At 31.2% G+C, this 25443-nt stretch carries 28 protein-coding genes and 3 tRNA genes; 29 read left to right on the top strand and 2 right to left on the bottom strand.

The window, feature by feature from the left end:
* Window positions 1-3: 3 nt before the first annotated feature.
* From prfA to murA, 22 genes are all read left to right on the top strand, one after another.
* Window positions 4-1086, top strand: a complete 1083-nt coding sequence (gene prfA / locus BR69_RS0107430; RefSeq protein ID WP_027632622.1) for a peptide chain release factor 1 — start codon at window positions 4-6, stop codon at window positions 1084-1086.
* A 24-nt stretch (window positions 1087-1110) separates the two neighbouring features.
* The gene (locus BR69_RS0107425; protein WP_027632621.1) at window positions 1111-1704 is read left to right on the top strand and encodes a hypothetical protein; all 594 of its coding nucleotides are present in this window, start codon (window positions 1111-1113) and stop codon (window positions 1702-1704) included.
* A 51-nt stretch (window positions 1705-1755) separates the two neighbouring features.
* The gene (locus tag BR69_RS0107420) at window positions 1756-2466 is read left to right on the top strand and encodes a ZIP family metal transporter (RefSeq protein WP_034849532.1); all 711 of its coding nucleotides are present in this window, start codon (window positions 1756-1758) and stop codon (window positions 2464-2466) included.
* A 16-nt stretch (window positions 2467-2482) separates the two neighbouring features.
* A complete protein-coding gene (locus tag BR69_RS0107415) occupies window positions 2483-3532 on the top strand; it encodes an L-threonylcarbamoyladenylate synthase (RefSeq protein WP_027632619.1) in 1050 nt (349 codons plus the stop codon).
* 11 nt (window positions 3533-3543) lie between these two features.
* A complete protein-coding gene (locus BR69_RS0107410) occupies window positions 3544-4002 on the top strand; it encodes a low molecular weight protein arginine phosphatase (protein ID WP_027632618.1) in 459 nt (152 codons plus the stop codon).
* Window positions 4003-4053: 51 nt separating this feature from the next.
* Window positions 4054-4503 carry a ribose 5-phosphate isomerase B gene (rpiB, locus tag BR69_RS0107405; protein WP_027632617.1) on the top strand — a complete coding sequence of 150 codons (450 nt, stop codon included), beginning with the start codon at window positions 4054-4056 and terminating at the stop codon, window positions 4501-4503.
* A gap of 31 nt (window positions 4504-4534) precedes the next feature.
* Window positions 4535-5164 (top strand): uracil phosphoribosyltransferase, encoded by a 630-nt coding sequence (upp, locus tag BR69_RS0107400; RefSeq protein ID WP_027632616.1) that lies wholly within the window; start codon window positions 4535-4537, stop codon window positions 5162-5164.
* A gap of 688 nt (window positions 5165-5852) precedes the next feature.
* Window positions 5853-6275, top strand: a complete 423-nt coding sequence (locus BR69_RS0107390; protein ID WP_027632615.1) for a deoxycytidylate deaminase — start codon at window positions 5853-5855, stop codon at window positions 6273-6275.
* A 28-nt stretch (window positions 6276-6303) separates the two neighbouring features.
* Window positions 6304-7332, top strand: coding sequence for an MraY family glycosyltransferase (locus BR69_RS0107385; RefSeq protein ID WP_027632614.1), 1029 nt, complete (start codon window positions 6304-6306; stop codon window positions 7330-7332).
* A gap of 17 nt (window positions 7333-7349) precedes the next feature.
* Window positions 7350-8516, top strand: coding sequence for a non-hydrolyzing UDP-N-acetylglucosamine 2-epimerase (gene wecB / locus BR69_RS0107380; RefSeq protein ID WP_027632613.1), 1167 nt, complete (start codon window positions 7350-7352; stop codon window positions 8514-8516).
* A gap of 237 nt (window positions 8517-8753) precedes the next feature.
* Window positions 8754-9932: an acetyl-CoA C-acetyltransferase gene (locus tag BR69_RS0107375; RefSeq protein ID WP_027632612.1), complete on the top strand. Its 1179-nt coding sequence runs from the start codon at window positions 8754-8756 to the stop codon at window positions 9930-9932.
* A gap of 605 nt (window positions 9933-10537) precedes the next feature.
* The gene (locus tag BR69_RS22450; protein WP_027632611.1) at window positions 10538-10900 is read left to right on the top strand and encodes an ATP synthase subunit I; all 363 of its coding nucleotides are present in this window, start codon (window positions 10538-10540) and stop codon (window positions 10898-10900) included.
* A gap of 21 nt (window positions 10901-10921) precedes the next feature.
* The gene (locus tag BR69_RS0107365; protein WP_051623531.1) at window positions 10922-11602 is read left to right on the top strand and encodes a F0F1 ATP synthase subunit A; all 681 of its coding nucleotides are present in this window, start codon (window positions 10922-10924) and stop codon (window positions 11600-11602) included.
* A gap of 34 nt (window positions 11603-11636) precedes the next feature.
* A complete protein-coding gene (atpE, locus tag BR69_RS0107360) occupies window positions 11637-11879 on the top strand; it encodes an ATP synthase F0 subunit C (RefSeq protein WP_027632609.1) in 243 nt (80 codons plus the stop codon).
* A gap of 100 nt (window positions 11880-11979) precedes the next feature.
* On the top strand, window positions 11980-12462 hold the full coding sequence (locus BR69_RS0107355) for a F0F1 ATP synthase subunit B (protein ID WP_034849530.1): 483 nt from the start codon (window positions 11980-11982) through the stop codon (window positions 12460-12462).
* A gap of 2 nt (window positions 12463-12464) precedes the next feature.
* Window positions 12465-13004 (top strand): F0F1 ATP synthase subunit delta, encoded by a 540-nt coding sequence (locus BR69_RS0107350; RefSeq protein ID WP_027632607.1) that lies wholly within the window; start codon window positions 12465-12467, stop codon window positions 13002-13004.
* Window positions 13005-13015: 11 nt separating this feature from the next.
* Window positions 13016-14524: a F0F1 ATP synthase subunit alpha gene (gene atpA / locus BR69_RS0107345; RefSeq protein WP_027632606.1), complete on the top strand. Its 1509-nt coding sequence runs from the start codon at window positions 13016-13018 to the stop codon at window positions 14522-14524.
* Window positions 14525-14543: 19 nt separating this feature from the next.
* Window positions 14544-15395 carry an ATP synthase F1 subunit gamma gene (gene atpG, locus BR69_RS0107340; RefSeq protein WP_027632605.1) on the top strand — a complete coding sequence of 284 codons (852 nt, stop codon included), beginning with the start codon at window positions 14544-14546 and terminating at the stop codon, window positions 15393-15395.
* Between the two features lie 16 nt (window positions 15396-15411).
* Entirely contained in the window at window positions 15412-16812 is a 1401-nt protein-coding gene (gene atpD / locus BR69_RS0107335) for a F0F1 ATP synthase subunit beta (protein WP_027632604.1), read from the top strand.
* A gap of 20 nt (window positions 16813-16832) precedes the next feature.
* Window positions 16833-17231, top strand: a complete 399-nt coding sequence (locus tag BR69_RS0107330) for a F0F1 ATP synthase subunit epsilon (RefSeq protein ID WP_027632603.1) — start codon at window positions 16833-16835, stop codon at window positions 17229-17231.
* Window positions 17232-17478: 247 nt separating this feature from the next.
* The gene (locus BR69_RS0107325) at window positions 17479-18090 is read left to right on the top strand and encodes a YwmB family TATA-box binding protein (protein WP_027632602.1); all 612 of its coding nucleotides are present in this window, start codon (window positions 17479-17481) and stop codon (window positions 18088-18090) included.
* A 19-nt stretch (window positions 18091-18109) separates the two neighbouring features.
* Window positions 18110-19363: a UDP-N-acetylglucosamine 1-carboxyvinyltransferase gene (gene murA, locus BR69_RS0107320; RefSeq protein ID WP_027632601.1), complete on the top strand. Its 1254-nt coding sequence runs from the start codon at window positions 18110-18112 to the stop codon at window positions 19361-19363.
* A 68-nt stretch (window positions 19364-19431) separates the two neighbouring features.
* Here murA and spoIID read toward each other — a convergent pair whose 3' ends face one another.
* A complete protein-coding gene (gene spoIID, locus BR69_RS0107315) occupies window positions 19432-20466 on the bottom strand; it encodes a stage II sporulation protein D (RefSeq protein WP_027632600.1) in 1035 nt (344 codons plus the stop codon).
* Between the two features lie 788 nt (window positions 20467-21254).
* Between spoIID and BR69_RS0107310 the strand changes: the two genes are divergently transcribed.
* The 3 genes from BR69_RS0107310 (at window position 21255) to mreB (ending at window position 23552) form a co-directional block, all read left to right on the top strand.
* Entirely contained in the window at window positions 21255-22034 is a 780-nt protein-coding gene (locus tag BR69_RS0107310) for a M23 family metallopeptidase (RefSeq protein WP_027632599.1), read from the top strand.
* A gap of 146 nt (window positions 22035-22180) precedes the next feature.
* Complete coding sequence (spoIIID, locus tag BR69_RS0107305) at window positions 22181-22435, top strand: sporulation transcriptional regulator SpoIIID (protein ID WP_027632598.1); 255 nt, start codon at window positions 22181-22183, stop codon at window positions 22433-22435.
* A gap of 82 nt (window positions 22436-22517) precedes the next feature.
* Window positions 22518-23552 (top strand): rod shape-determining protein, encoded by a 1035-nt coding sequence (gene mreB, locus BR69_RS0107300; RefSeq protein WP_027632597.1) that lies wholly within the window; start codon window positions 22518-22520, stop codon window positions 23550-23552.
* Window positions 23553-23578: 26 nt separating this feature from the next.
* Here mreB and yyaC read toward each other — a convergent pair whose 3' ends face one another.
* Window positions 23579-24109, bottom strand: coding sequence for a spore protease YyaC (gene yyaC, locus BR69_RS0107295; protein WP_027632596.1), 531 nt, complete (start codon window positions 24107-24109; stop codon window positions 23579-23581).
* 147 nt (window positions 24110-24256) lie between these two features.
* On the opposite strand from yyaC, the gene BR69_RS0107290 reads away from it, so the two are divergent.
* From BR69_RS0107290 to BR69_RS0107275, 4 genes are all read left to right on the top strand, one after another.
* A complete protein-coding gene (locus BR69_RS0107290) occupies window positions 24257-24907 on the top strand; it encodes a hypothetical protein (RefSeq protein ID WP_027632595.1) in 651 nt (216 codons plus the stop codon).
* Window positions 24908-25137: 230 nt separating this feature from the next.
* Window positions 25138-25213: transfer RNA gene (locus BR69_RS0107285), tRNA-Thr, on the top strand.
* A gap of 6 nt (window positions 25214-25219) precedes the next feature.
* Window positions 25220-25304 (top strand) — tRNA-Tyr (locus tag BR69_RS0107280).
* Between the two features lie 7 nt (window positions 25305-25311).
* A tRNA-Val gene (locus BR69_RS0107275) sits at window positions 25312-25387 on the top strand.
* Window positions 25388-25443 lie beyond the last annotated feature (56 nt).

Below are 25443 nucleotides of genomic sequence, written 5' to 3'. Positions count from 1 at the left end.
GTTATGTTACAGAAGCTTAATTTTATAGAGGCAAAATATGACGAACTTTCTATGAAAATTAGTGATCCAACCATAATGGCTAATCAAAAGGAATGGCAAAAGTTATGTAAGGAACATTCAGATTTAGAAGAAGTAGTTGTAAAGTACAGAGAATTTAAAAAAGTTGAAGAAGATTTAGAATTTAATAAAGATATGCTTTCAGAGGAAAGTGATAAAGAACTAAAAGAAATGATACAAGAAGAAATTAAGTCTCTTTCTCAAAGAGAAGAAGAGCTTAAAGATGATCTTAGAATATTACTTCTACCAAAGGATCCTAACGATTCTAAGAACGTATTTGTAGAAGTTAGAGGTGGCGCTGGTGGAGATGAGGCAGCCTTATTTGCAGCTAACCTGTTTAGAATGTATACAAGATATGCTGAGACTAAAAGATGGAAGGTTGAATTAATGTCTTCTAATGAAACAGATATCGGTGGATTTAAAGAAGTTGTATTTATGATAAAGGGAAATGGAGCTTATTCAAGACTTAAGTACGAAAGTGGAGCACATAGAGTACAAAGAGTTCCAGATACTGAATCAAGTGGTAGAATTCATACATCAACAGCTACAGTTGCTGTGCTTCCAGAAGTTGATGATGTAGAAATAGATGTAAACCCAAATGATATAAGAGTAGATGTTTTTAGAGCATCAGGGAATGGAGGACAGTGTGTTAATACAACTGACTCCGCAGTAAGAATGACTCACCTTCCAACAGGAATTGTTGTATCTTGTCAGGATGAAAAATCACAGCTTAAGAATAAAGAAAAGGCATTAAAGATATTAAAGGCTAGATTATATGAAAAAGCAGAAGCTGAAAGAAATGCAGCTATAGCAGAAGACAGAAGAAGTCAGGTTGGTACAGGAGATAGAAGTGAAAGAATTAGAACTTACAACTATCCTCAAGGAAGGGTTACAGATCATAGAATAGGACTTACTTTATATAAGTTAGAAACTTTTATGAATGGTGACATAGATGAGGTTGTAGATTCATTAATTACTGCTGATCAGGCAGAAAAGATGAAGGCTATGGGAAACACTGAATCCTTATAATTTTTAAGAGTTTAGAGGTGGTCAATGTATATTGATAAAGCCGTAAAAAAGCAGAAAAAACAATTTAAAAACTTTGTGCTTACTATGTGCTTTATTTTTTTAGCTTTGCCTATTGTCTTGTTTTTAGTGGGATTAAATAATAACTGGTTTTTGGTTGTTTATTTAGCAATTACAGAACTGGTAATTTTGTTAGCTGTTTTTGTAAAAACAAATATAGAAAAGTTAGAATTTCACTGTAGTAATAATAAGCTAACCATTAATCAAGGAATTCTAAATAGAAGTTATAAAATGTTATGTGATAAGGTAGTTTTAGTTCATACAGAAGGAACTAAGGAAGAAATGTCCATAATATTTATAACTACAGTGAAGTTTAGAAATAAAAAAATAAGGCCCGTAGGAAAAGATTTTTTGAAAAGACATCCTTATGTAGGGGAAAAGTATCTTAAACTAAAAAAGCTTAACCCAGAAATTACATATTACTATATAATGGTAAAAAAAGGGGGCTTGAAAAAGTATCTTCTTTTAGATACCATGTATAGAAATTGTGTTAAGGCAGAGTTTACAGAGGATTCCATAGAAAATATAAAAATTTCAAGAAAACAAAAAGAGCTTATATAATCATAAAGTTCCTCTTACTTAAATAAAATAAGGTGAGAGGGGGATAGGATTATGAGTTTTTTTTGGATTGTATTATTAAGCTCCCTTATATCCCTTATTGGGACTATGATGGGAGCTTCTATTGGGACTTTTATTAAAAATCCATCAAAGAAGTTTATAGCATCTACTATGGCTTTTGCTGGAGGACTTATGCTATCAGTTGTGGTTTTTGACCTAATACCAGAAGCTATAGAACAAGGAGGGTTTTTATATACCCTAGTATTTTACATCCTAGGCATGCTTATAATATACCTTATAGAAAAAGCAGCCCATAATAAGGAGTCTTATTCTAAGATAGCTTTTATAACGGCTTTAGGATTAATGCTACATAATTTTCCAGAAGGGATAATAATGGGATGTAGCTTTTTAAGCGGTAAAAGTCTAGGAGTTAAAACCAGTATAATAATAGCTCTTCATGATGTACCAGAGGGCCTTGCAGTAACTGTACCTTTAATAGCTAGTAATAAAAATATATTTAAGATAATATTATATGTATTTATTACAGCTCTTCCAACAGCTTTAGGAGCTTTAATAGGGGTGTTTATAGGAAATGTATCAGAAGTTTTTCTTGGAATATGCTTAGCTTTAGCTTCAGGAATAATGATGTATGTTGTTTTTGGAGAACTTATTCCTGAATCAAATAATTTAAATAATAGTATAATAAACACAATAAGTGTGCTATTAGGAGTAACCTTAGGATTAGTTTTAGTAAATGTAATGTAGATGAGGAGGAAAGGTTATGGATACTAAGGTATTTATCATGGAAGATAGTAACATAGATATAAATGGAATTAATAAGTGTGGAGACATAATAAAAAAAGGTGGTATTGTAGCCTTTCCAACTGAAACTGTTTATGGTCTTGGAGGAAATGCTTTAGATTCATCAGCAGTAAGAAAAATATTTGAAGCAAAAGGAAGACCTCAAGATAATCCATTAATAATTCATGTTAATAACTTTAACATAGAAAATTTAGTAGAAGAGGTTCCAAAAGTTGCAAAAGAGTTAATGAAGAGATTTTTTCCAGGTCCCTTAACCATAATTCTAAAGAAGAAACCTATAGTTCCAATGGAGACTAGTGCAGGCCTTGAAACCATAGGCATAAGAATGCCAGATAATGAAATAGCATTAAAACTTATAGAAGAATCAGGAGTACCTATAGCAGCTCCATCTGCTAACATATCTGGAAAACCTAGTCCTACAGATGTTTTAACTTGTATAAAGGATCTGAAAGGGAAAGTTGAAGGAATATTAGGGGGAAGCAGTAGTAAGGTTGGAGTTGAATCTACAATAATAGATTGTACTGTAGAGCCTCCCTGTGTATTAAGGCCTGGTGGAATAACTTTAGAACAGCTAAAAGAGGTTGATAATAGTATATATGTAGATCCTGCCATAATGGAGAAACCAAAAGCGGATTTTAAGCCAAAGGCTCCAGGAATGAAATATAGACACTATGCTCCAAAGGCTCCTGTAAAAATAATTAAGGGAGATTTACAAAAAACTATTGAAAAAATAAATGAAATGGTGCAAAATTATATAGATAATAATAAGACTGTAGGAATAATAGCAACAGATGAAACAAAAGCACTTTATAAATCTGGAGAAATTATATCCCTTGGAAGTAGAAATAATATGAATGATATAGCTAAAAATTTATTTTCTACTTTAAGAGCCTTTGATCAAATAGAAGTTGATGTGATTTTAAGTGAAGCTTTTAGTGAAGAAGGTATAGGTCTTGCTATAATGAATAGATTAAATAAATCAGCAGGTTTTCACATAATAGAAATTTAAGGAGGAATAAAATGAGAGTATTATTTGTATGCACGGGTAACACATGTAGAAGTCCCATGGCAGAAGCTATATTTAATTCAATGTGTGATATAAATGATGTAATGGCCTTATCTAGGGGCTTGTTAATAGTTCCTAAAACAAGGGCTTCTCAGCATTCAACCACCTTAGTTAAGGAAAATCTTAAGGTATCTATAACTAACAGGGAAGCTATTCAGTTAGATGAAGATATGCTAAAAAAAGTTGATTTAGTTTTAACTATGACCTCTTATATAAGAGATGTATTAAAATATAATTTTAAAGATATGGATAGTAAGATATTTACTTTAAATGAGTATGTCGGCGTAGAGGGTGATGTTTTAGACCCATACGGTGGCAATGAAGCTATTTATAAAAAGACTTATAACTCACTTTTAGAGTCCATAGATTTATTAATAAAGAAGATAAAAGAAGATAAAGATATTAGGGGATAATATCGGTATCTTCTTTTTTATAATATTCAGATATTTTAGGAGGTGTATGTTTTGAAAATCGCAATTGGAAGTGACCATGGTGGATTTAAGTTAAAGTCTGAAATAATAAAACATTTAGAAGGAAAAGGCATAGATGTTAAGGATTTTGGTACATATTCAGAAGAGTCTTGTGACTATCCTGATATAGCCTTAGCAGTAGGAGAAAAGGTTTCAAATAAGGATTTTGACTTTGGAATACTCATATGTGGAACAGGAATTGGAATAAGTATTGCTGCAAACAAGGTTAAGGGAGTAAGAGCAGCATTATGTTCTGATACTTTTAGTGCTCATGCAACAAGAGAACACAATAATGCTAATATTTTAGCATTAGGAGAAAGAGTGGTAGGCCCTGGACTTGCACTAGATATAGTTGATACTTTTTTAAATGCAAAGTTTCAAGGAGATAGACACATAAGAAGAATTAATAAAATAACAGATATAGAGATTAAATACTCTAAATAATAATAGTTGGTTGAATTAGGAGGAATTTATAATGAGTAAGGTAACACAAATAGCACATCCATTAATACTTCACAAATTAGCTTTCATAAGGGATAAGAATACAGGTTCTAAGGATTTTAGAGAGCTTGTTGAAGAAGTGGCTATGCTTATGGCTTATGAAGTAACAAGAGATGTACAAATGAGTGAGGTTGAAATAGAAACTCCAATATGTAAAACTAAGTGTAGAATGCTTGCAGGAAAGAAGCTTGCTATAGTACCTATACTTAGAGCAGGACTTGGAATGGTTGATGGTATGCTTAAGTTAATACCAGCTGCTAAGGTTGGACATATAGGGTTATATAGGGACGAAGAAACTCTTCAACCAGTTGAGTATTTCTGTAAGTTACCACAAGATATAAATGAGAGAGATATAATTGTGGTAGATCCAATGCTTGCAACAGGAGGATCAGCTGCTGATGCTATAACTTTACTTAAGCAAAAGGGAGCAAAGAATATAAAGCTTATGATTCTTTTAGCAGCTCCAGAAGGATTAAAAGTTGTTATGGATAAGCACCCAGATGTTGATATATATACAGCTGCTATAGATGAGAAATTAAATGAGCAAGGATATATAGTACCAGGACTTGGGGATGCAGGAGATAGATTATTCGGAACTAAATAGTTTATGAGCTATGGCTTTGAAATAGGGGTGGATATTAACCACTCCTATTTTGCTTATATGTGGGAAATAGGAGTGGTTAAGTTTAATGTGAAAATTACACTGTTATATAAAGTTGTTAAATACTTATTTTGTAGTATAATTTTCTTTAGAAATTGATTATATATTGTAATCTCTTCTTAGTTTACTTTGTTATATAATTGGGGTATAATTTAAATATTTAGTAGGTTTAAACCTTTACTACATGATGGTTTGGTTTACTTTTATTTGAGACTTTAGAATTATATACCCTATATAAATTAAAACTTAAAATAAGAGAAAAAATTTACTATTTTAAGTTAAGGTTTAGTTTAGAAAGGGAAAAAATTCCATATGAATTAAGTATCGGTATATATTTTTATATTTATAAAGACTGTGGTAATATAAAAATATATATTTTATTAATAAGACTACCTTTATACTATAATAAGCCAGTAACAGTAGTTATTATAAATAAAATTTCTTTAATGAAAAATATTTTACTAAGAATATTTAGTATCTTAGATATGATTGTTATAAAAGAAGAAAGTTTACTGAATCATATGTTTAATACAAAGATAATTCATTACAAGTTTATATAGGTTATGGTAATAGAGACAATATTTCATTTATATTATAAGATTAGCTTATGGAACTAAAGGAGAGATGGTATATGAGAAAAGATTGGGATACTTATTTTATGGATATAGCATTTAAGGTGAAAGATAGAAGCACATGCCCAAGAAAAAAGGTTGGTGCTATAATTGTAAAAGATAAGAGAATAAAGTCTACAGGATATAATGGAAGCCCGTCTTCTTTAGATCATTGTGATGATGAAGGTTGCTTAATGCTTAATAATCATTGTAGAAGAACCATCCATGCAGAGGTTAATGCAATAATTGAATCATCAAGAGAAGAAAGAGAAGGTGCTACAATATATATTACTGCAGAACCATGTATGGAATGTCAGAAGGTTATTATAGCATCAGGGATTACTAGAGTTGTTTATGCTGAAGAATATAGGGCAGAATATGACTTTTTTAAAGATGCTGAATGGATTGAAGTTATCCATTTAAATAACTATAAAGAGGAATAATAAATTAGATAGTTAGGAAGAAGAGTGTATGAAAGATTTTACTTTAGCTATAATTGCCTTTCTAATAGCATTCTCTATAACTCCTATTATAAAGAAAATAGCTTTTAAAGTTAATGCGGTAGATGTTCCGAAGAATCCAAGGAAGATACATAAAAAACCAATTCCGCTTTTGGGAGGAGTGGCTATATTTATAGCTTTTGCTATAGTAGTACTTTTAAATCCAAGGATACTTTCAAGAGGAGAAATAGGAATTCTTATTGGAGCCTTTATTATACTTGTAGGAGGAGTCATAGATGATATAAAAGAATTAAAACCTTGGCAAAAGCTTTTATTTCAAGTAGTTGCCACATTGGTTTTAATATTTAATGGAGTATACATAAAATATATTACAAATCCTTTTCAAAATTTAGGAACGGAAATGTTAAATATAAAATTAATATCTATACCTTTTACAATAGTGTGGGTAGTTGGTATAACTAATGCTTTAAATTTAATAGATGGGCTTGATGGACTTGCAGCTGGTATAGGATTTATATCTTCTGTAACAATATATATTGTGGCTATAATTGCAGATAGAGGCAATGGAGCTTTACTTACAGCAATATTATCAGGAGCCATTTTAGGCTTTTTACCATATAATTTTAATCCTGCATCGATATTTATGGGGGATGCGGGAGCACAGCTTTTAGGTTTTTTACTTGCAGCTATTTCGATGGAGGGAGCGGTAAAGTCAGCTACAGCTTTTGCAGTAGCAGTACCTATCCTTGCCATTGGATTACCTATATATGATACAATATTTGCTATGATAAGAAGAAAAGTAAATGGAAAACCTATTATGGGAGCAGATAGGGGACATCTACATCATAGGCTTTTAGATTTAGGTTTATCTCAAAGACAGAGTGTTATAATAATGTACCTTATAAGTGCTTGCCTTGGAGCCATTGCAATACTGGCTATGCAGATAAGTACCAAAAGATCTTACTTTTTATTAGCAGTTGTAATTTTAATAATAGTGCTTATAGCTTGGAAATGTGGCTTCTTTAAAAAGAAGGATTAAAAATCAGGAGGATCGTAATGGATAAAATTAAGGTAATGACTATATTTGGAACAAGACCTGAGGCCATAAAAATGGCACCTCTAGTTAAGGAACTTGAGAGTAGAGAGGAAATAGAATCCTTAGTATGTGTAACTGCTCAGCATAGGGAGATGCTTGATCAGGTGTTAAAACTGTTTTCTATAAAACCTCATTTTGATTTAAACATAATGAAAAATAAACAAAGCTTAACTGGGATTACTAGTAGGGTCTTAGAAGGATTAGAAGAAATATTTGAAGAAGTAAAACCAGATATGATACTTGTTCATGGAGATACAACAACTACATTTGGAGGAGCTTTAGCAGCCTTCTATAAGCAAATAAGGGTAGGGCATGTTGAGGCGGGACTTAGAACATTTGATAAGTATTTTCCATTCCCGGAAGAAATGAATAGAAAATTAACAGGGTCTCTTGCAGATATACATTTTGCTCCAACAGAAGGTTCTAAAAATAATCTTTTAAGAGAAGGGGTAAAAGAAGAGGATATTTATATAACTGGTAATACGGTTATAGATGCAATGAAGGTTACTGTTGAAGATAATTATATATTTGAAAATGAAGAATTAAATAAAATAGATTATAAGAATAAAAAGGTCATAATGGTTACTGCCCATAGAAGAGAAAACTGGGGAGAAGGTATAGAAAATATATGTAAATCACTAAAAACTATAGTTGAAGAAAATGAAGATGTAGAATTAGTTTATTTAGTGCATTTAAATCCAGTGGTAAAAGATGTGGTTTATAAGCATTTAAGTGGACATGAAAGAGTTCATTTATTATCTCCATTAGATACAAAGGAAACTCATAATCTTATGGATAAATGTTTTATGGTTATGACAGATTCAGGTGGACTTCAAGAAGAGGCACCTCATCTTGGAAAGCCTGTATTAGTACTAAGAAATGTAACAGAAAGACCAGAAGCTGTAAAGGCTGGAACTGTGAAACTTTGTGGAACAGATGTTAATGTTATAGTAAAGGAAGCTAACTCATTAATAAATAATGAAGAAGCTTATAAGGCTATGAGTAAAGCAATAAATCCTTATGGAGATGGATTAGCGTCTAGAAGAATTTGTGATGCTATACTTAAGTATTACGGAAGATATAAAGAAGAAGTAGAAGAGTTTCAAGTTAAATACATAAATGAGTAAATTTATTGGTTTGACTATTTTAATTTAATAAATTAAGTGATATAATTAATAAGAGAGTTAAGTATAGACTTAACTCTCTTATTAAAAAAGGAATTTTCTCAATATTTAAAACATAAAAATAATTTTAAATAATCTATAGGTGTAGAAATATGCCTATAAATAATATCGTTGTATGTTAAAAAAATATCAAATATAACATAGGAATCATAAAAAAATCAAACAATGGGGGTTAAATAAATGAAAGAGGTATTTATAGTTAGTGCAGTTAGAACCGCTATAGGCTCATTTGGAGGAGGTCTTAAGGATGTTCCAGCAGTAGATTTAGGAGCTTTAGTTATTAAAGAAGCATTAAATAAAGCAGGGGTAAAAGGTGAAGAAGTTAACGAAGTTATAATGGGAAATGTTCTTCAAAGTGGTTTAGGACAAAATCCCGCAAGACAAGCTGTTATAAAAGCAGGACTTCCAGAAGAGGTTTCTGCCATGACAATAAATAAGGTTTGTGGATCAGGACTTAGAGCTGTAAGCCTTGCAGCTCAAATGATACTTGCAGGAGATTGTGATGTAGTAGTTGCAGGAGGTATGGAAAATATGTCAAGAGCTCCTTTTGTTCTTGATAGTGCAAGATGGGGACAAAGAATGGGAAATGGCACCATGGTAGATGAAATGATAAAAGATGGACTATGGGATGCTTTCAATGACTATCATATGGGGATGACAGCAGAGAATATAGCAGAAAAATGGAACATATCTAGAGAGGAACAAGATAAATTTGCAGTAGAATCTCAGATAAAGGCTGAAATAGCTATAAAAAATGGAGAATTTAAAGAAGAGATAATTCCAGTAGTAATTCCTCAAAGAAAAGGAGAACCTATAGTTTTTGATACAGATGAGTATCCTAAGTTTGGGGCAAGTTTAGAAAAGTTAGGTAAATTAAGACCTGCCTTTAAAAAAGATGGAACAGTTACAGCGGGCAATGCCTCTGGTATAAATGATGGTGCAGCAGCAGTGGTAGTTATGAGCAAAGAAAAGGTTGAAGAACTTAATATAACACCTTTAGCTAAAATAGTATCTTATGGATCAAAAGGGTTAGATCCATCAATCATGGGGTATGGTCCTGTAGCGTCCTCAAGGGAAGCCTTAAAGAAAGCTAATCTTAGTATTGAAGATATAGATATAGTAGAAGCTAATGAGGCTTTTGCAGCACAAAGTTTAGCTGTAGCTAAAGATTTAAAATTAGATATGGAAAAAGTTAATCTAAATGGTGGAGCAATAGCTCTTGGACATCCTATAGGAGCATCAGGAGCTAGAATTTTAGTTACGTTACTTCACATAATGAAGAAAAAGGATGCTAAGAGGGGACTAGCAACTCTTTGTATAGGTGGAGGAATGGGAACAGCTCTTATAGTTGAAAGATAATAAGTAATAGCTAATATACATCTCTTATACATTAGTAAAAAAATATAACCTTAAATTTCTTTTTAGGAGTTTAAGGTTATATTTTTTCTTTATTCTTAAGAATAAGCCTATTACTTTGGGGAAACTTAAATATATATTAATCATTTATTCAAAAAAAACATATATTATACACAGAAAAGTAGTATAAAATCATCATAATACGGTATATAGGTAGTCTTATACATGAAATAAAATAAAAAAATTGCATAATTTACATAAAAGTTATGCAACACTATATTGTAATGTTAATTAAACAATTTTAAAAAAAACCATAAAATTGGATTGAAAAACGTTTTAATAGGACTGATATATTAAAATATAGGGAAATGAAAGAAAAAAAATGAGGAAATCAAAAATAAAATTTTCAGATAAATGAATAATCATCACTCAAAATATTTGCAACTAATGTAAACATGAATGCCATAGAGATATTTAGACTAATCGTACTAAAAAATACTTAAAATGAGGACAAATTGGATAATAACGAGAAATATCAACGAATATTAGGTTTTATTCATTGGATAAGCTATTATATAATGTACAAGTAACAGAATGAGGGGTACAAAATGCAAAAAGAGGTAAGAGATCTTATAAGAGTGGTTATGAAATATGATATTATGTTAGCTTTCATAACTTCCATAATAATAGCTATATTATATAATTTAAATTATTCATTTGTATTTATATTAGGCCTAATTGTAGGATTATTAAATTTTATTGTTAACTCATTGGTATTAGACTATATGCTAGGTAAAAAAGCCAAAAGTCCAATTTTAAATTTAATAAGCCTTTTCTTAAGAAGTTCTATTATATGTTTAATAGGAATAACTCTTTTTACATATAATAAATATTACTTGATAGTATATATAATAGGTGTAGTAAGCCATTTTATTGCAATTATTTTATATGCTATCAAGATTAAAAAATAAATTAAGAGGGGAAGTGAGTGTTTGGGAGCAGTAGAAAATTTTTATTCCTTTAATATTGGAGGATTAACCTTTAATATTACCCCCTACTTAGTGATACAGTGGGTGATAATTATACTGATAGCCTTAGTTTCAGTATGGTTAACTAGAAGCTTGAAAGAAATCCCAGATAAAAAACAAAATGTTGCAGAACTATTTGTTGAAACTGTTACAAAGGTTGTATCTCAAAATATGGGAGAAGAGTTTTTAGGTTTTGTACCTTTCATAGGAGCCTTAGCTATATATTTATTATCTATGAATATGACAGGACTATTTGGGGTAGCACCACCAACAAAAGATTATACTGTTGCACTTAGTTTAGCATCAATAAGCTTTATAGTAATTCAAGCTTATGCAATTAAGAGATTAGGAATAATACATTATTTTACAGGGTATGCTAAGCCTTTTGCTTTTATGTTACCACTTAATATTATGGAAAGAATTATGCTTCCTATATCTTTAAGTTTAAGATTATTTGGAAATATGCTTTCAGCAACCATAATAATGGATCTTTTATATGAAGCACTAGGTCATGCAACATGGATTGCACAGATTGGTATACCAGTTCCACTACATTTTTATTTTGATATTTTTGATGGAACAATTCAAATGGTTATATTTGTTATGTTAACAATGATAAATATTAAATTAACAGTAGAGCATTAAAATTAAAACATAAACTTTTAAGGAGGAATTATTTATGAATCAATATTTTGTATTAGGAATGTCAGCATTAGCAGCAGGATTTGCTGTTTTCACAGGAATAGGAGCTGGAATAGGAATAGGAAATGCAACTGGTAAGGCAGTTGAGGGAATATCAAGACAACCAGAGGCTTCAGGTAAGATAACATCTGCATTAATCATAGGTGCTGGTTTCGCAGAAGCAACAGCTATATATGGATTACTAGTAGCTATATTATTAATTTTCGTAGGATTAAAGTAAATATTAGTGTTTCAATTAGCTACTTTACTCATAAAGTAAAGTAGCTAACTATTAATTTTATAGGCGGATAAAAGCCTGAAAGGAGGCTTATAAGTATAATATGGGAGAAGTATTTTCACCTAATATGTTGTTTTATATATTTAACTTTGTAATTCTCTACTTGGTTCTTAAGTATTTCTTATTTGATAGAGTTAAGAAAATAATGGAGAGTAGAAAAGAAAGAGTAGTTAATGATATAAATTCTGCTAAGTTAAATAGAGAGCAATCAGAAAAACTTATTGAAGATGGTAAGTTAGAGCTTAAAAAGGTTAAGGAACAGGGCAAGAGTCTTACTAAAACCTATAAAACTAAAGCAGAAAGCTTATATGATGAGATAGTTGGAGATGCAAAAAAAGAGGCAGATGCTATTTTAGATAGAGCTAAAGTTGAAATAGATAGAGAAAAGCATAAAGCAGAAGACGAAATAAAGAGTCAATCAATAGAACTTGCTATAGAAATGGCCTCTAAGGCTCTACAAGATTCCTTGGATAAGGATACTCATAGAAGACTTATAGATGATTTTATAGCCAAGGTAGGTAATTAATAATGTATGAATATTTAGACAGAAGATATGCTTTGGCTCTTTATCAAGTTGCAGAAGAAAAAGGAAAGGTTGAAGAGTATCTACAAGATTTAAGAGAGATAGTTGATACTATAGAAAATAGTGAGGAGTTTAAGCAAATTATAAGACATCCTCAAATAACAACCACCAGAAAAAAACAAACGTTTATAAAAATTTTTAAAAATCATATAGATGAGGAATTGCTATCTTTTCTACTTATACTCATAGAAAAGGATAGAATTTTATATTTAAAAGAAAAGCTTATAGAAATGGAGAAAATCCATTTAGAGAGACACAATAAGCTTGAAGCCTTAATTAAAAGTGTAATTCCTTTAGACGATAACCAAAAAGAACTACTAAAGCAGAAGCTAAATAGAATGTATGATAAAGAGATACTCTTAAAAGAAGAATTAGATACTTCTATTTTAGGTGGCTTATATGTTAGAGTAGGGAATGATGTTATTGATGGTACAGTGAAATCGAAATTAGATGAGATGAAGAAGTTAGCACTGAGCAGAGAATAGAGGTGAAAGGTATGAATATAAAGCCAGAAGAAATTACTTCTATTATAAGAAGTGAGATACAAAGATATGAAAAGAAAATAGAAACCATAGACTCTGGTACTATAGTGCAAATAGGTGATGGTATATCAAGGGTTTATGGATTAGACGATTGTATGGAAGGGGAGCTTTTAGAGTTTCCTAATGGAGTATATGGAATGGCTCTAAACCTTGAACAAGATAACGTAGGTTGTGTTCTTTTAGGACCAGAAAAGGGAATAAAAGAAGGAGACATAGTAAAGAGAACTGGCAAAATTGTTGAAGTACCAGTTGGAGAGGCTCTTATAGGTAGAGTTGTGGATTCCCTTGGAAATCCTATAGATGATAAGGGACCTATAAAATCCTCAGGAGTACGTGAAATAGAGGTTCCAGCTCCAGGAGTTATAGAAAGACAATCAGTTAAAGAACCATTACAAACTGGAATAAAGGCTATTGACTCTATGATACCTATAGGTAAGGGACAAAGAGAACTTATAATAGGAGATAGACAAACAGGTAAAACAGCTCTAGCTTTAGATACAATCCTTAATCAAAAGGGAAAGGATGTTGTATGTATATATGTAGCGATAGGTCAAAAGCAGTCTACTGTGGCACATATAGTTAACACTCTTACAGAGATGGGAGCTATGGATTATACAATAGTAGTAGCATCTACAGCATCAGATACAGCACCACTACAATTTATAGCCCCTTATGCTGGATGTAGTATGGGTGAATATTTCATGAATAAGGGTAAGGACGTACTAATAATCTATGATGATCTTTCAAAGCACGCTGTTGCTTATAGAACAATGTCATTATTACTTAGGAGACCACCAGGAAGAGAAGCTTACCCAGGAGATGTATTCTTTATTCACTCAAGACTTCTTGAAAGAGCAGCAAGACTATCCGAAAAGCTTGGGGGAGGATCTTTAACAGCTCTTCCAATAATAGAAACCTTAGCAGGAGATGTTACTGCTTATATACCAACAAACGTCATATCCATAACAGATGGACAGATATTCCTTGAAGCTGAATTATTCCATGGTGGATTAAAACCAGCAGTTAATGCAGGTATATCTGTTTCAAGAGTTGGAGGAAATGCTCAAATTAAGGCTATGAAACAAGTTTCAGGAACATTAAGACTTGAACTTGCCCAATATAGGGAACTTGCAGCCTTTGCTCAATTTGGATCAGACCTTGATAAGGAAGCAAAGAAGAGATTAGAAAAAGGTAAGAGATTAATAGAGATATTAAAGCAAGATCAATACGAGCCTATGGCAGTAGAGAAACAAATAATGATACTTTATGCTGGAGTTAATGATCACTTAATGGATATACCAGTAACTAGAATTAGAAAGTTTGAGAGAGAATTCCTAGAATATATGGATACGCATCATAGAGAACTTGGAAAATCAATAGTAGAAATAGGAAGTTTAACTGATGAATTAAAATCCAAATTAGATGAGTCTATAGCTGAATTTAAGAAAATATTTGAAGCTTAGACTTTGAGGAGGTGACAATGTGGCAGGAGCAGGACTTATTGCAATTAAGAGAAGAATTAAGTCTGTAACTAATACCAAGAAAATAACAAAAGCCATGGGGTTAGTTGCCACATCCAAGTTAAAAAGAAGTAGAGGACAAATGGCTATAGTTGAGGAGTATCATGAGAGCTTAGAGAAAACAACAGAAACCATACTTAATGCCCTTGAAACTAAGGATCACTCTTTCATAAAAGGAAATAAATCAGATAAAAAGCTTTATATTATCTTAACTTCAGATACAGGGCTTTGTGGAGGATATAATGGATCAATTATATCCTCTGCCATTGATAAAATAAGGGAAGACAAAGAAAACTCCCTTATAATAATTGTAGGTCAAAAGGGAAGAGGGTATATTAAAAAGTCTGCAATAGATACAATAGCAGAATATGTTGAGATACCAGACATACCTACTATAAAGGAATCCGGAACTATATTTAATCATGCTATTAAGCTATATAGCAATGAAGAAGTTGGTGAAGTAAATGTTGTGTATAATAAATTTATTTCTCCAGTAAAACAACTTCCAATAGTAGAAAGAATTCTTCCATTAAATATAGAAGAGGCGGAATTTAAGGATGACTTAATAATAGAACCTTCTCCAAAGGCTATAGCTGAAGATATTATGTTAATGTATTTAAAGAGTAAGATTTATCTGTGCATGATGAGTGGTAAATGTAGTGAACATTCTGCTAGAATGACTGCAATGGATGGAGCGACAAAGAACGCCAATGATATATTAGATAAGCTTAAATTAAAATATAACAGAATAAGACAAAGTGCTATAACTCAAGAAATATCGGAGATAGTTGGTGGAGCGGAAGCACAAAAGTAGTTAGGAGGAAAAAGTTATGCCTGGTCATATAGGAAAGGTTGTACAGGTTATAGGACCTGTTATAGATATAAAATTTGAATCGGATTGTCTTCCTAATATATTAAATGCTATAGAAATAAAAATGGAAGAGAATAAGGTTATTATAGCTGAAGTAGAACAACACGTTGGAGATGACATAGTAAGATGTATAGGTATGGAGTCAACAGAAGGTTTAAGAAGAGGAATGGATGCTGAAGATACAGGTAAGCCTATAAGTGTACCAGTAGGAGATGAAGTTCTTGGAAGACTATTTAACGTATTAGGTAAGCCTATAGATGATAAAGGGGATTTTAAGTCAGAAAAATCTTATACAATACACAGACCAGCACCAACCTTTGCAGATCAAGCAGTTGAGCCAGAAATGTTTGAAACAGGTATAAAGGTTATAGACCTTCTTGCCCCTTATCAAAAAGGTGGTAAGATAGGACTATTTGGAGGAGCTGGAGTTGGTAAAACAGTTCTTATACAAGAGCTTATAAATAATATAGCTAGAGAGCATGGTGGACTTTCTGTATTTACAGGAGTTGGAGAAAGAACAAGAGAAGGTAATGATCTTTACCATGAAATGAATGATTCTGGAGTTATAGAAAAAACAGCTTTAGTATTTGGTCAAATGAATGAGCCACCTGGAGCAAGAATGAGAGTTGCTTTAACAGGACTTACTATGGCGGAATACTTTAGAGATAAGGGTCAAGATGTGCTTTTATTTATAGATAATATATTTAGATTTACTCAGGCAGGTTCAGAAGTTTCAGCTTTACTTGGAAGAATACCTAGTGCTGTTGGTTATCAACCAACTCTTGCAACTGAAATGGGAGCTCTTCAAGAAAGAATTACTTCTACTAAAAATGGATCTATAACATCAGTTCAAGCGGTATATGTTCCAGCAGATGACTTAACAGACCCAGCACCAGCTACAACATTCAGCCACTTAGATGCTACAACAGTTCTATCAAGATCTATAGCAGAGCTTGGTATATATCCAGCGGTAGAACCACTTGAATCAACTTCAAGAATTTTAGATCCAAGAGTTATTGGAAGAGAGCATTATGATGTTGCAAATAAAGTGAAGAATGTTCTTGAAAGATATAAAGAGCTTCAAGATATAATAGCTATTCTTGGTGTAGATGAGTTATCAGAAGAGGATAAGCAAGTTGTATCTAGAGCAAGAAAGATTCAGAGGTTCTTGTCTCAGCCATTTACAGTAGCAGAACAATTTACTGGAATGCAAGGTAAGTTTGTACCTGTTAAAGAAACTGTAAGAGGATTTAAAGAGATACTAGAAGGAAAGTATGATGATTTACCAGAATCAGCATTCTTATTTGTTGGAACTATTGAGGAAGCGGTAGAAAAAGCTAAGAAGTTAATGGCTGAATAGTTTTTTAAGGATGTGATTTTATGGAAAAGTATCTAAACTTAGATATAATAACCCCTGAAAAGAGGGTTTTTCAAGGGGAAGTCAAACAAGTTTTTGTAGAAAGTATAGATGGTAAAATTCAAATTTTGCCTAATCATATAGATATGATTACATTATTAAAACCAACTGTAACTGAAATAGTTAATAAAGATGGTGAGAGAAAAAAACTATTTACTTCTAATGGAATAATAAGAAGCTCTAAGGGTCACCTATATATAAATTGTGACTCTGCAGAGTGGCCAGAAGAAATAGATAGAGAAAGAGCTAGTAGAGCTAAAGAGAGAGCAGAAGAGAGGCTTAAGTCTAAGGATAACGTAGATATAAAAAGAGCTGAAGCATCTCTTTATAGGGCTTTAACTAGACTTTCATTAAGTAAATAGAGAGTTAATAAAATAAAAGCTTGTTTTAGATAAGATTTAAAACTTATCTAAAGCAAGCTTTTTATTATCTATGTACATTTTATACGCATTTATAAAAACTTACTATAAATAAACTTAAGTGTGTATGCACACTTTTTATGAAAAGTTATATATTAATAATATATTTCATTATATTACAAGTAATTACATTACTGAGTATAAAATGGGATTTTATGGTCATAATATAAGGTGGAAGAGAGGGGATAACATGAGGGTAAAATTAAGTATTTTAAGTCTTATAGTTTTGATTTCTACATCTTTTATTATAAATGAGGAAAGATTTTTAAAATTTATGGTGACAATGTTAGGTGGACAGGTAGTGGAAAAAGGAATGAAAATAGAAATTAGTGATATTAAAGTTAATGATGCAGAAGACTTATTTAGGAATATAGAGCAATATAAAGAAGAGAATGGTATTAAGTTAAATATAGATGATGAATTTTTAGGGACTCAAGGTAAGGTTTATATCAATGTGGAATCAGAGGGAGATTATATTAAACTTTACCAAATAAATAATAACATATTAAGGTTTATAAATACAAAACATAATAATATAAGCACATATTATTTTATAAAAGGCAAATTAGAGGATAATAACCTAATCACATATAGTAATAAATTGAGATTATTTTTACAAGTTATAGGAAGTAATAATATAAAAACTGTAGATAATAAAGCGATTTATGGAACAGCTTTTACAGGCTTTTTTAAAAATGAAGTAATATCAAATGAAAAAGTTGATTTAAACTTTTCAGTTAACCAATATACTTCAGGAACATATGTAACTATAGGAACTCCTATAATTGCATGTAGTTATTAACAATTTTATGGAGGAAAATATGGATAAGTTAGTTATAAAAGGTGGGGTACCACTTAAAGGAGAAATAACTATAAGTGCAGCTAAAAACTCTATTCTTCCTATTATAGCTGCTTCTATTCTAAGTGGGGATAAATGTATAATTAATAATGCACCTACATTAGAAGATGTATATGTAATATGTGATTTATTAAGTAGTATGAATACTAAGGTAAGTTTTAATGATAATAATATATATATAGACACCAGTGGTATATTAAGTACTGATGAACCAGATGGAGATCTTGTTAGAAAAATGAGGGCATCTTTTCTTATTATGGGACCTATGTTATCTAGATTTGGAAAAGTGAAAATATCTCTTCCTGGAGGATGTAATATAGGTACTAGACCTATTGACCTTCATTTAAAGGGATTTAGAGCTTTAGGAGCTAATATTGATTTAGGGTATGGATATGTGGAGGCTAAGGCAGAGAAGTTAAAGGGAAATAATATATATTTAGATTTTCCATCTGTTGGAGCCACAGAAAATATTATGATGGCAGCTGTTTTAGCAGAAGGGGAAACTATAATAGAAAACGCCGCTGAGGAGCCAGAAATTAAGGATTTAGCTAATTTTTTAATACAGATGGGAGCCAATATCCAAGGTGCAGGAAGTGATACCATAAGAATAACTGGAGTTAAGAATTTACATGGAGTAAGTTATACTCCTATTTTTGATAGGATAGAAGCGGGAACTTATATGATAGCAGCTGCTATAACTAATTCAAAGGTTAAGATATCTGGAGTAGAGGAAGAATATTTACGACCAGTTATTGCTAAACTTATTGAAAGTGGAGCTTCTTTAGAAATAGGAGAAAAGTTTATAATTGTTAATGGACATAATGGATTAAGGGCTATGGATATAAAAACCATGCCATATCCAGGATTTCCAACGGATATGCAGGCACAGATTATGAGCCTTGCTTGTCTTTCTAAGGGAACAAGCATAATAACAGAAACAGTGTTTGAAAATAGATTTATGCATGCTGGAGAGCTTAAAAGGATGGGAGCTAATATAAAGATAGATGGAAGATGTGCAATAATTGAAGGTGTTAAATCTTTAAGTGGTTGTAATGTTAAGGCTACTGACTTAAGAGCAGGAGCTGCTCTTATTTTAGCAGCACTTTGTGCAGATGGAGTTACAACTATAAATGATATATATCATATTGATAGAGGATATGTCTCCATAGAAGAAAAGTTTAAAAAGCTAGGAGCGAATATTGAAAGGATAAAATAATGTTAATTTATAGTATTAACAAACACCATATCTTAATTTTTAGGAGATGGTGTTTGTTAATTTTTATTTTAATAGTCTTTTTTTATGTTAATTCCGGAATAATAGTGAGATAGTATATCCTTATAGTTACTACCATTTTTGGCCATTGCATTGGCTCCCCATTGGCTCATACCTACTCCGTGACCATATCCTAAACAGTCTATAGTTACACTATCTTTATCAAATTTTAATGTGAAATTAGCAGAATTCAAATCAAATAGTTTTCTAAAATCTACTCCTCTTATGGTTTCAGAACCAATCTTAATTTCATTTACAGAGCCACCTTCAGTTTTTGATTTTATGGATAGGGCTGTTTTTATATTTTTACTAGATAGGTTAGCTTTTGGGTATGCTTTATTAATAGTATTTATAAAAGAAGCTAATTTTAGAGTTTTTGTACTTTTATATTTAGGAGCCTCTTCTTCTCCGAGACTTACAACTGATTTCAAATATGGGTGATTTCCACCAAAAACATCCTTACTATTTTCAGTTTTACCTGAACTTGTGGCAAAGAATTGGGCTGCAGTAACAAGTTTTTTATCATAATACATAAACTCTCCTTTGGTATTATCTACAGCTTGGCTAATTTTCTTATAATTATCCTCTCCATTTTTTCCCCATTCTTTTATTTTAGTTTCTTTGCTCTTATATACTTGGCAATGGACAGTATCACAAAGATCAGCACCCTTAGCTTGAGTACATTTGTATTTTATTTTATTTAAAGAAAAGTTCCTAGCAGCTATAGCTTGAGCTTTTAATGCTTCCATTTCAAAGGAAACAAGCATTTCAGAAGAGACAACTCCTTTTATATACTCCTCAAAGCTAATAGTTTCAATCCTATCCTCTTTACTTATGTATACTTTTATATCCCCATTTAATATATCTAATGCACTTTCTTCCTTCTCTAATGAGGTATTTTCTTGTGGAGGCAATTGTATACTTTTTTCTTTAGCTTCTTTACTAGTACCTATTAAAGCCAGAGGAAGTAGGATGATAAAAGCAATAATAAATCCCGCAACTATTAACACTCTTTTTATGTCTAAAACAAGTATTGTATTTTTCAAGAAATGCACCCCCTATATAAAGTGAAAGTTAGTTTATATGAAGTCTACAAAAACTAAATTTTAATATAAAAAGACTACTATTAATTTTTAAACTTATATTTTAGTTTAAAAACCATTTTTATTAAATTTTAAAAGTACTAAGTAAAAACCCTCTTTCTATACTATGCCTAGGTATAAATGATTATTATAATAAAAATTTATTTTATAGACTTAGTTAATAAATCTTATAGGAAGTTATTCTTAAGTTTATTTGGAGATAAGCCTTCAAAGTATAACATTAAGTTATTACTTAAAATTTTCTTTATTAATCCTAGATATGAGGGAAAAGAGAGTTTTGTATAAGATTAAATTTTACTGTGGCTATAGGGGTTATACCTTAATGATTAACTTATCTAGAAAATTTTACTGTGATTAGTCAGTATGTAGATTTATGTATAAGTTAAGTTTCAACAGTTAAACCCTATATCTTAGAGAAGGAACACTATAAAAATTAACTTATTATCATAGGTTTAAAGAACACTATATATGGCAATAGTTATAGATAAGCTAAGGTAAATTCATGAAAAGTAGATTACTTTAGGTAGAGTTTTTATTCTTGGTAAATTTGGAGATGAATCAATAAAGAACTTTACAAATCTTATATTTATTATTTAGAGATAAGATTTTTGAAGGTGAAAGTCTCGAATAAAAGCATTCAAAAGATAAAAATAGAAAATAAATTTAAAAAAATACAAAAAATATGTATTAAATTTACTTAAAAGGTAAAAATAACTGATGGAGGTGTTCATATGGACAAAAAAGTACAGGACAAATCATCTAATTTCTTTAAAAGGGAGGGTTTCTACGTAGTATTATTCATTTGCTTATGTGTAGTTGCTATAGTAGCTGCATTTACAGCAAAAAATGCTAGAGTTTCTACTGAGAAGCCAAAGGTTGCTCAAGAGACTTCCGTAGATAATGGAAAAGAAAAAGTTACTAGTAAAACAGAAGAAGAAAAGAAAACTGTTGATAATGCTACTGAGGTAAAAAATAATAACAAAAATAATGCTACAGTAAGCACGGCTAAAGATGGTAAGAATTCAACGCAAGTTTCTAATACTAGCAACGGCAAGTTTATAAATCCGGTAGAAGGAACTTTAGCAAAGGGATTCTCAACTATACCAGAATACACAGAACTTGGTAAAGCTGTATTTAATACAGGTATTCATATAAAGGCTGATGCTGGGAAGTCAGTTAAGTCAGTTTTAGATGGCGTAGTTTCAAAGATTTATGTTGTTAAAGAAAACAACAAAGAGTTAGTAGATAGTAACTATAGAGTTTATGGAAATTATGTAGAAGTGACTCACCCAAATGGACTAGTAACAAGATATGCTAGCCTTGATCCTAATGTAGCTGTAAAGCAAGGACAAAAGGTAAAGCAAGGAGATGTTATTGGAAAAATTGGTAACAGCTCTATAAGTTATTCCATGGAAAAGTATGGATCACATTTAGGATTCTCAGTATTTAAGAATAATAATGAAGAAGATCCATTAAAGCACGTTAAGTATACAACACAAGCTCAAAAATAGTATTCATGGAATTTAAAATTTTAAATCAACCATTTTCCATAAGGAAGATGGTTGATTTAATAAAAAAACTTAAAAATAATAATTTTAATTAATTAACAGTAAAAACTTTAAATAGGATATTAATTATTTTAAGGGAGGTTATAAGAGTGAAAGATTACATTGAGGAAAGAGTGCTTGATGTAGCAAATTATATTATAGATTCTAAAGCCACAATAAGAAAAACTGCTAAAGTCTTTGGGGTTTCAAAGAGTACCATACATAAGGATATGACAGAAAGATTACCTAAAATAAACCCAAGTATAGCCCAAGAAGCAAAAACCATATTAGACTTAAATAAGTCAGAAAGACACATAAGAGGTGGAAAAGCTACCAAATTAAAGTATAAAGCTATTGAAGGATAATCCCTTTAAAGGTATAATCATTTATAGAAAATGATGAAAAATATAAATTTTTATATAATTTAGGGATTTAGGAGTGAATAATATGTGGTTTTGGAGAATGGGAACAGATATAGGCATTGACCTAGGAACGGCTACAATTTTAGTATATATAAAAGGTAGAGGTGTTGTTTTAAATGAACCTTCTGTTGTGGCCATAGACAGAAATACAAATAAGGTACTTGCAGTAGGTGAGGAAGCAAGAAGAATGATAGGAAGAACTCCAGGTAATATAATAGCTGTAAGACCTCTTAGGGATGGAGTAATTTCAGATTATGATACCACAGAGAAAATGCTGAAGTATTTTATAAAAAAGGCTTGTGGAAAAAGAAGAATTTCTGCACCAAAGGTCATGATTTGTGTTCCGTGTAAGGCTACTGAAGTGGAAAAAAGGGCTATAAGAGATGCTGCAATTAATGCAGGAGCTAAAAAAGTATTTCTTATAGAAGAACCTTTAGCAGCTTCAATAGGATCAGGAATAGATATAACAAAACCTAGTGGAAATATGATTATTGATATTGGCGGAGGAACTACTGATATAGCAGTTATATCTCTTGGAGGTATTGTTGTAAGAGATGCAATAAAAGTTGCGGGAGATAGATTTGATGAATCTATAATTAAGTATATTAGAAAAAAATACAAGCTAATGATAGGAGAAAGAACAGCAGAGAATTTAAAGATAACCATTGGTTCAGCCTTTAATGAGGAAGAAAATTTAACAATGGATGTTAAGGGAAGAGATTTAGTTACGGGTCTTCCGAAAAATATAACAGTATCCTCAGAGGAGGTTATAGAGGCTTTAGAAGAATGCGTAACTGCCATTGCGGATTGTGCACATTCAGTGTTGGAAAAAACACCGCCAGAACTAGCTGCAGATATTGCAGAAAAGGGTATATTAATGACAGGAGGAGGAGCATTATTAAGAGGATTAGATAAGCTTATAACCCATGTCACTAAGGTACCAGTAAGGATAGCAGAAAGCTCTATAGAGTGTGTTGCTGAAGGGACTGGAAAGGTTTTAGAATATATAGACAAGTTAGATGTTACCATTGATAACGGAGAAGTAGCGTTAATAGATTAAAGAATATTAATAAAATCCACTCATATTTATGAGTGGATTTTATTAATATAAAGGGCATGAAAAAGTGAATTCACTATTACTAGGGACATATCTAAGACAAGGGAAAGACGAATACTTCTGGAGGTGAATATTTCGGGATTATCACTAGAATCTACAATACCAATAATAGATATATCACCTACATTAGGTAAAACTTTACCGACGCCTTTTCCAGGATGTATAGGATAATCACGGGCATGGATTTCACCAATTGAAGAGCTATCTCCAAGACAAGCATCTATACCTATTATCTTGCTATGAGGGTGTAAAGTCTTTATTTCATCAAGTCTTGTATCTATATTCAAGGCATGGATAGGTGAAGCTATTGTTCCATAAACAGGCAATGGAAAATGTTTATCCTTAAGTAAAGTACCAACTAATGGACCAAGACAATCTCCAATACATCTATCCGTTCCAATACATACTATTATAGAGTTGCTATCTATAAAATCTTTTATAAAGAATGCTATATTATAAAATCCCATATTACTTTTATAGTTAGATTTAACTTTATTCAAGCTGACACCTCCTCAATATTAAATTTATATGAATATAGGTACAACTTTATTATTATAATGAATAAAAATTTTAAATAGTGAGAGAATTATATATGGAAATTAAATGAAACATAAAGAAGATACTGGATTACTTAAGGAGGGGTAAAAGTGAAAATTAAAGTGAAATTCTATAATATTTTACTTGTAATATCTACAGTTGTAACGGTTACAACTATTATATATATTAATAAAATTTCATTAGATATATATCCATATGAGGAGATTATAATAGAGGTGGAAAACAGTAGTTCCAGTAATAAAAAAGTAATAGAAGAGAAAAAGAATGAACCCATAGAAGTAGAAGAGAATATTATTAATAAAAATAGTCTTAAGGATAATACTAAAGAAACAAGGGAAGAAGCTATTGAAAAAGAAGGAAGTGTAGCCTATAGGCATAAAATTGAAGAAGAAGTCAATGCCTATATGCACAAAGAGGAAGATGAAAGTAGAGTAAGATATAATCCTAATAAAAAGATTATAAAAGATGAGGAAGCAGTTTCAGTGTTTAAGGTAGATAGAAGGTCAATAGTTGATAATATAGGTCTTTCTCAGAAGGCAAAACTCATGTATATAGCAAGCAAGCTTTCAAAAGAGGATTATAAAAAGTTATATGACCTTTTAAAAAATAGTAATCCAGAAAGTGCAATTAAAAATTCATATATGATTTTAAGAGATAATTTAAGTAAAGATGATTTTGAAGAAGTTAAGGATATTTTATCAGAGTATATAAATATGGAAGTAGTAGAGAAACAGATTTAGTTTAAAGTTTAATATTTTAAGTATTTTAATCACAGTAATATATGAAAAGTTATATTATATATTTATAATTAATTTTATCAAGTATATTTGTGTTAAAATAAGAGAAACTAAAAGAAATAAGGAGAAAATATCGTTTAATTTATTATAACAGGTGTTTATAAGGGTTGAATGAAATAGCATATCTTAGTATACTTATCTTCGTTGATAAATAATACATAATAAAGAAATATGCTGACGTGGCTCAATTGGCAGAGCAGCTGACTTGTAATCAGCAGGTTGCAGGTTCAACTCCTGTCGTCAGCTCCAGAATGTGGAGGAGTTCCCGAGTGGCCAAAGGGGGCAGACTGTAAATCTGTTGTCAGTGACTTCGATGGTTCGAATCCGTCCTCCTCCACCATATTTATGGGCGCATAGCTCAGCTGGGAGAGCACCTGCCTTACAAGCAGGGGGTCACAGGTTCGATCCCTGTTGTGCCCACCATAAACTTTAAAATAAAATTAAATATGCTGACGTGGCTCAATTGGCAGAGCAGCTGA

It is taken from the genome of Clostridium hydrogeniformans DSM 21757 (assembly GCF_000686705.1).
GTDB classification, from domain to species: Bacteria; Bacillota; Clostridia; order Clostridiales; family Clostridiaceae; genus Clostridium_Z; species Clostridium_Z hydrogeniformans.
The sequence above is the reverse complement of the archived record's forward strand: the minus strand, read 5'-3'. Positions and strand labels throughout refer to the sequence as shown.

Coding starts and splice junctions, on each gene's coding strand:
- murA (WP_027632601.1), top strand. CDS start 18,110: ATGGATAAGTTAGTTATAAAAGGTGGGGTACCACTTAAAGGAGAAATA.
- BR69_RS0107355 (WP_034849530.1), top strand. CDS start 11,980: ATGGGAGAAGTATTTTCACCTAATATGTTGTTTTATATATTTAACTTT.
- atpD (WP_027632604.1), top strand. CDS start 15,412: ATGCCTGGTCATATAGGAAAGGTTGTACAGGTTATAGGACCTGTTATA.
- BR69_RS0107390 (WP_027632615.1), top strand. CDS start 5,853: ATGAGAAAAGATTGGGATACTTATTTTATGGATATAGCATTTAAGGTG.
- BR69_RS0107410 (WP_027632618.1), top strand. CDS start 3,544: ATGAGAGTATTATTTGTATGCACGGGTAACACATGTAGAAGTCCCATG.
- prfA (WP_027632622.1), top strand. CDS start 4: ATGTTACAGAAGCTTAATTTTATAGAGGCAAAATATGACGAACTTTCT.
- mreB (WP_027632597.1), top strand. CDS start 22,518: ATGTGGTTTTGGAGAATGGGAACAGATATAGGCATTGACCTAGGAACG.
- BR69_RS0107415 (WP_027632619.1), top strand. CDS start 2,483: ATGGATACTAAGGTATTTATCATGGAAGATAGTAACATAGATATAAAT.
- BR69_RS0107425 (WP_027632621.1), top strand. CDS start 1,111: ATGTATATTGATAAAGCCGTAAAAAAGCAGAAAAAACAATTTAAAAAC.
- atpE (WP_027632609.1), top strand. CDS start 11,637: ATGAATCAATATTTTGTATTAGGAATGTCAGCATTAGCAGCAGGATTT.
- BR69_RS0107330 (WP_027632603.1), top strand. CDS start 16,833: ATGGAAAAGTATCTAAACTTAGATATAATAACCCCTGAAAAGAGGGTT.
- BR69_RS0107375 (WP_027632612.1), top strand. CDS start 8,754: ATGAAAGAGGTATTTATAGTTAGTGCAGTTAGAACCGCTATAGGCTCA.
- BR69_RS0107310 (WP_027632599.1), top strand. CDS start 21,255: ATGGACAAAAAAGTACAGGACAAATCATCTAATTTCTTTAAAAGGGAG.
- atpA (WP_027632606.1), top strand. CDS start 13,016: ATGAATATAAAGCCAGAAGAAATTACTTCTATTATAAGAAGTGAGATA.
- BR69_RS0107385 (WP_027632614.1), top strand. CDS start 6,304: ATGAAAGATTTTACTTTAGCTATAATTGCCTTTCTAATAGCATTCTCT.
- wecB (WP_027632613.1), top strand. CDS start 7,350: ATGGATAAAATTAAGGTAATGACTATATTTGGAACAAGACCTGAGGCC.
- BR69_RS0107350 (WP_027632607.1), top strand. CDS start 12,465: ATGTATGAATATTTAGACAGAAGATATGCTTTGGCTCTTTATCAAGTT.
- upp (WP_027632616.1), top strand. CDS start 4,535: ATGAGTAAGGTAACACAAATAGCACATCCATTAATACTTCACAAATTA.
- BR69_RS0107325 (WP_027632602.1), top strand. CDS start 17,479: ATGAGGGTAAAATTAAGTATTTTAAGTCTTATAGTTTTGATTTCTACA.
- BR69_RS0107420 (WP_034849532.1), top strand. CDS start 1,756: ATGAGTTTTTTTTGGATTGTATTATTAAGCTCCCTTATATCCCTTATT.
- BR69_RS22450 (WP_027632611.1), top strand. CDS start 10,538: ATGCAAAAAGAGGTAAGAGATCTTATAAGAGTGGTTATGAAATATGAT.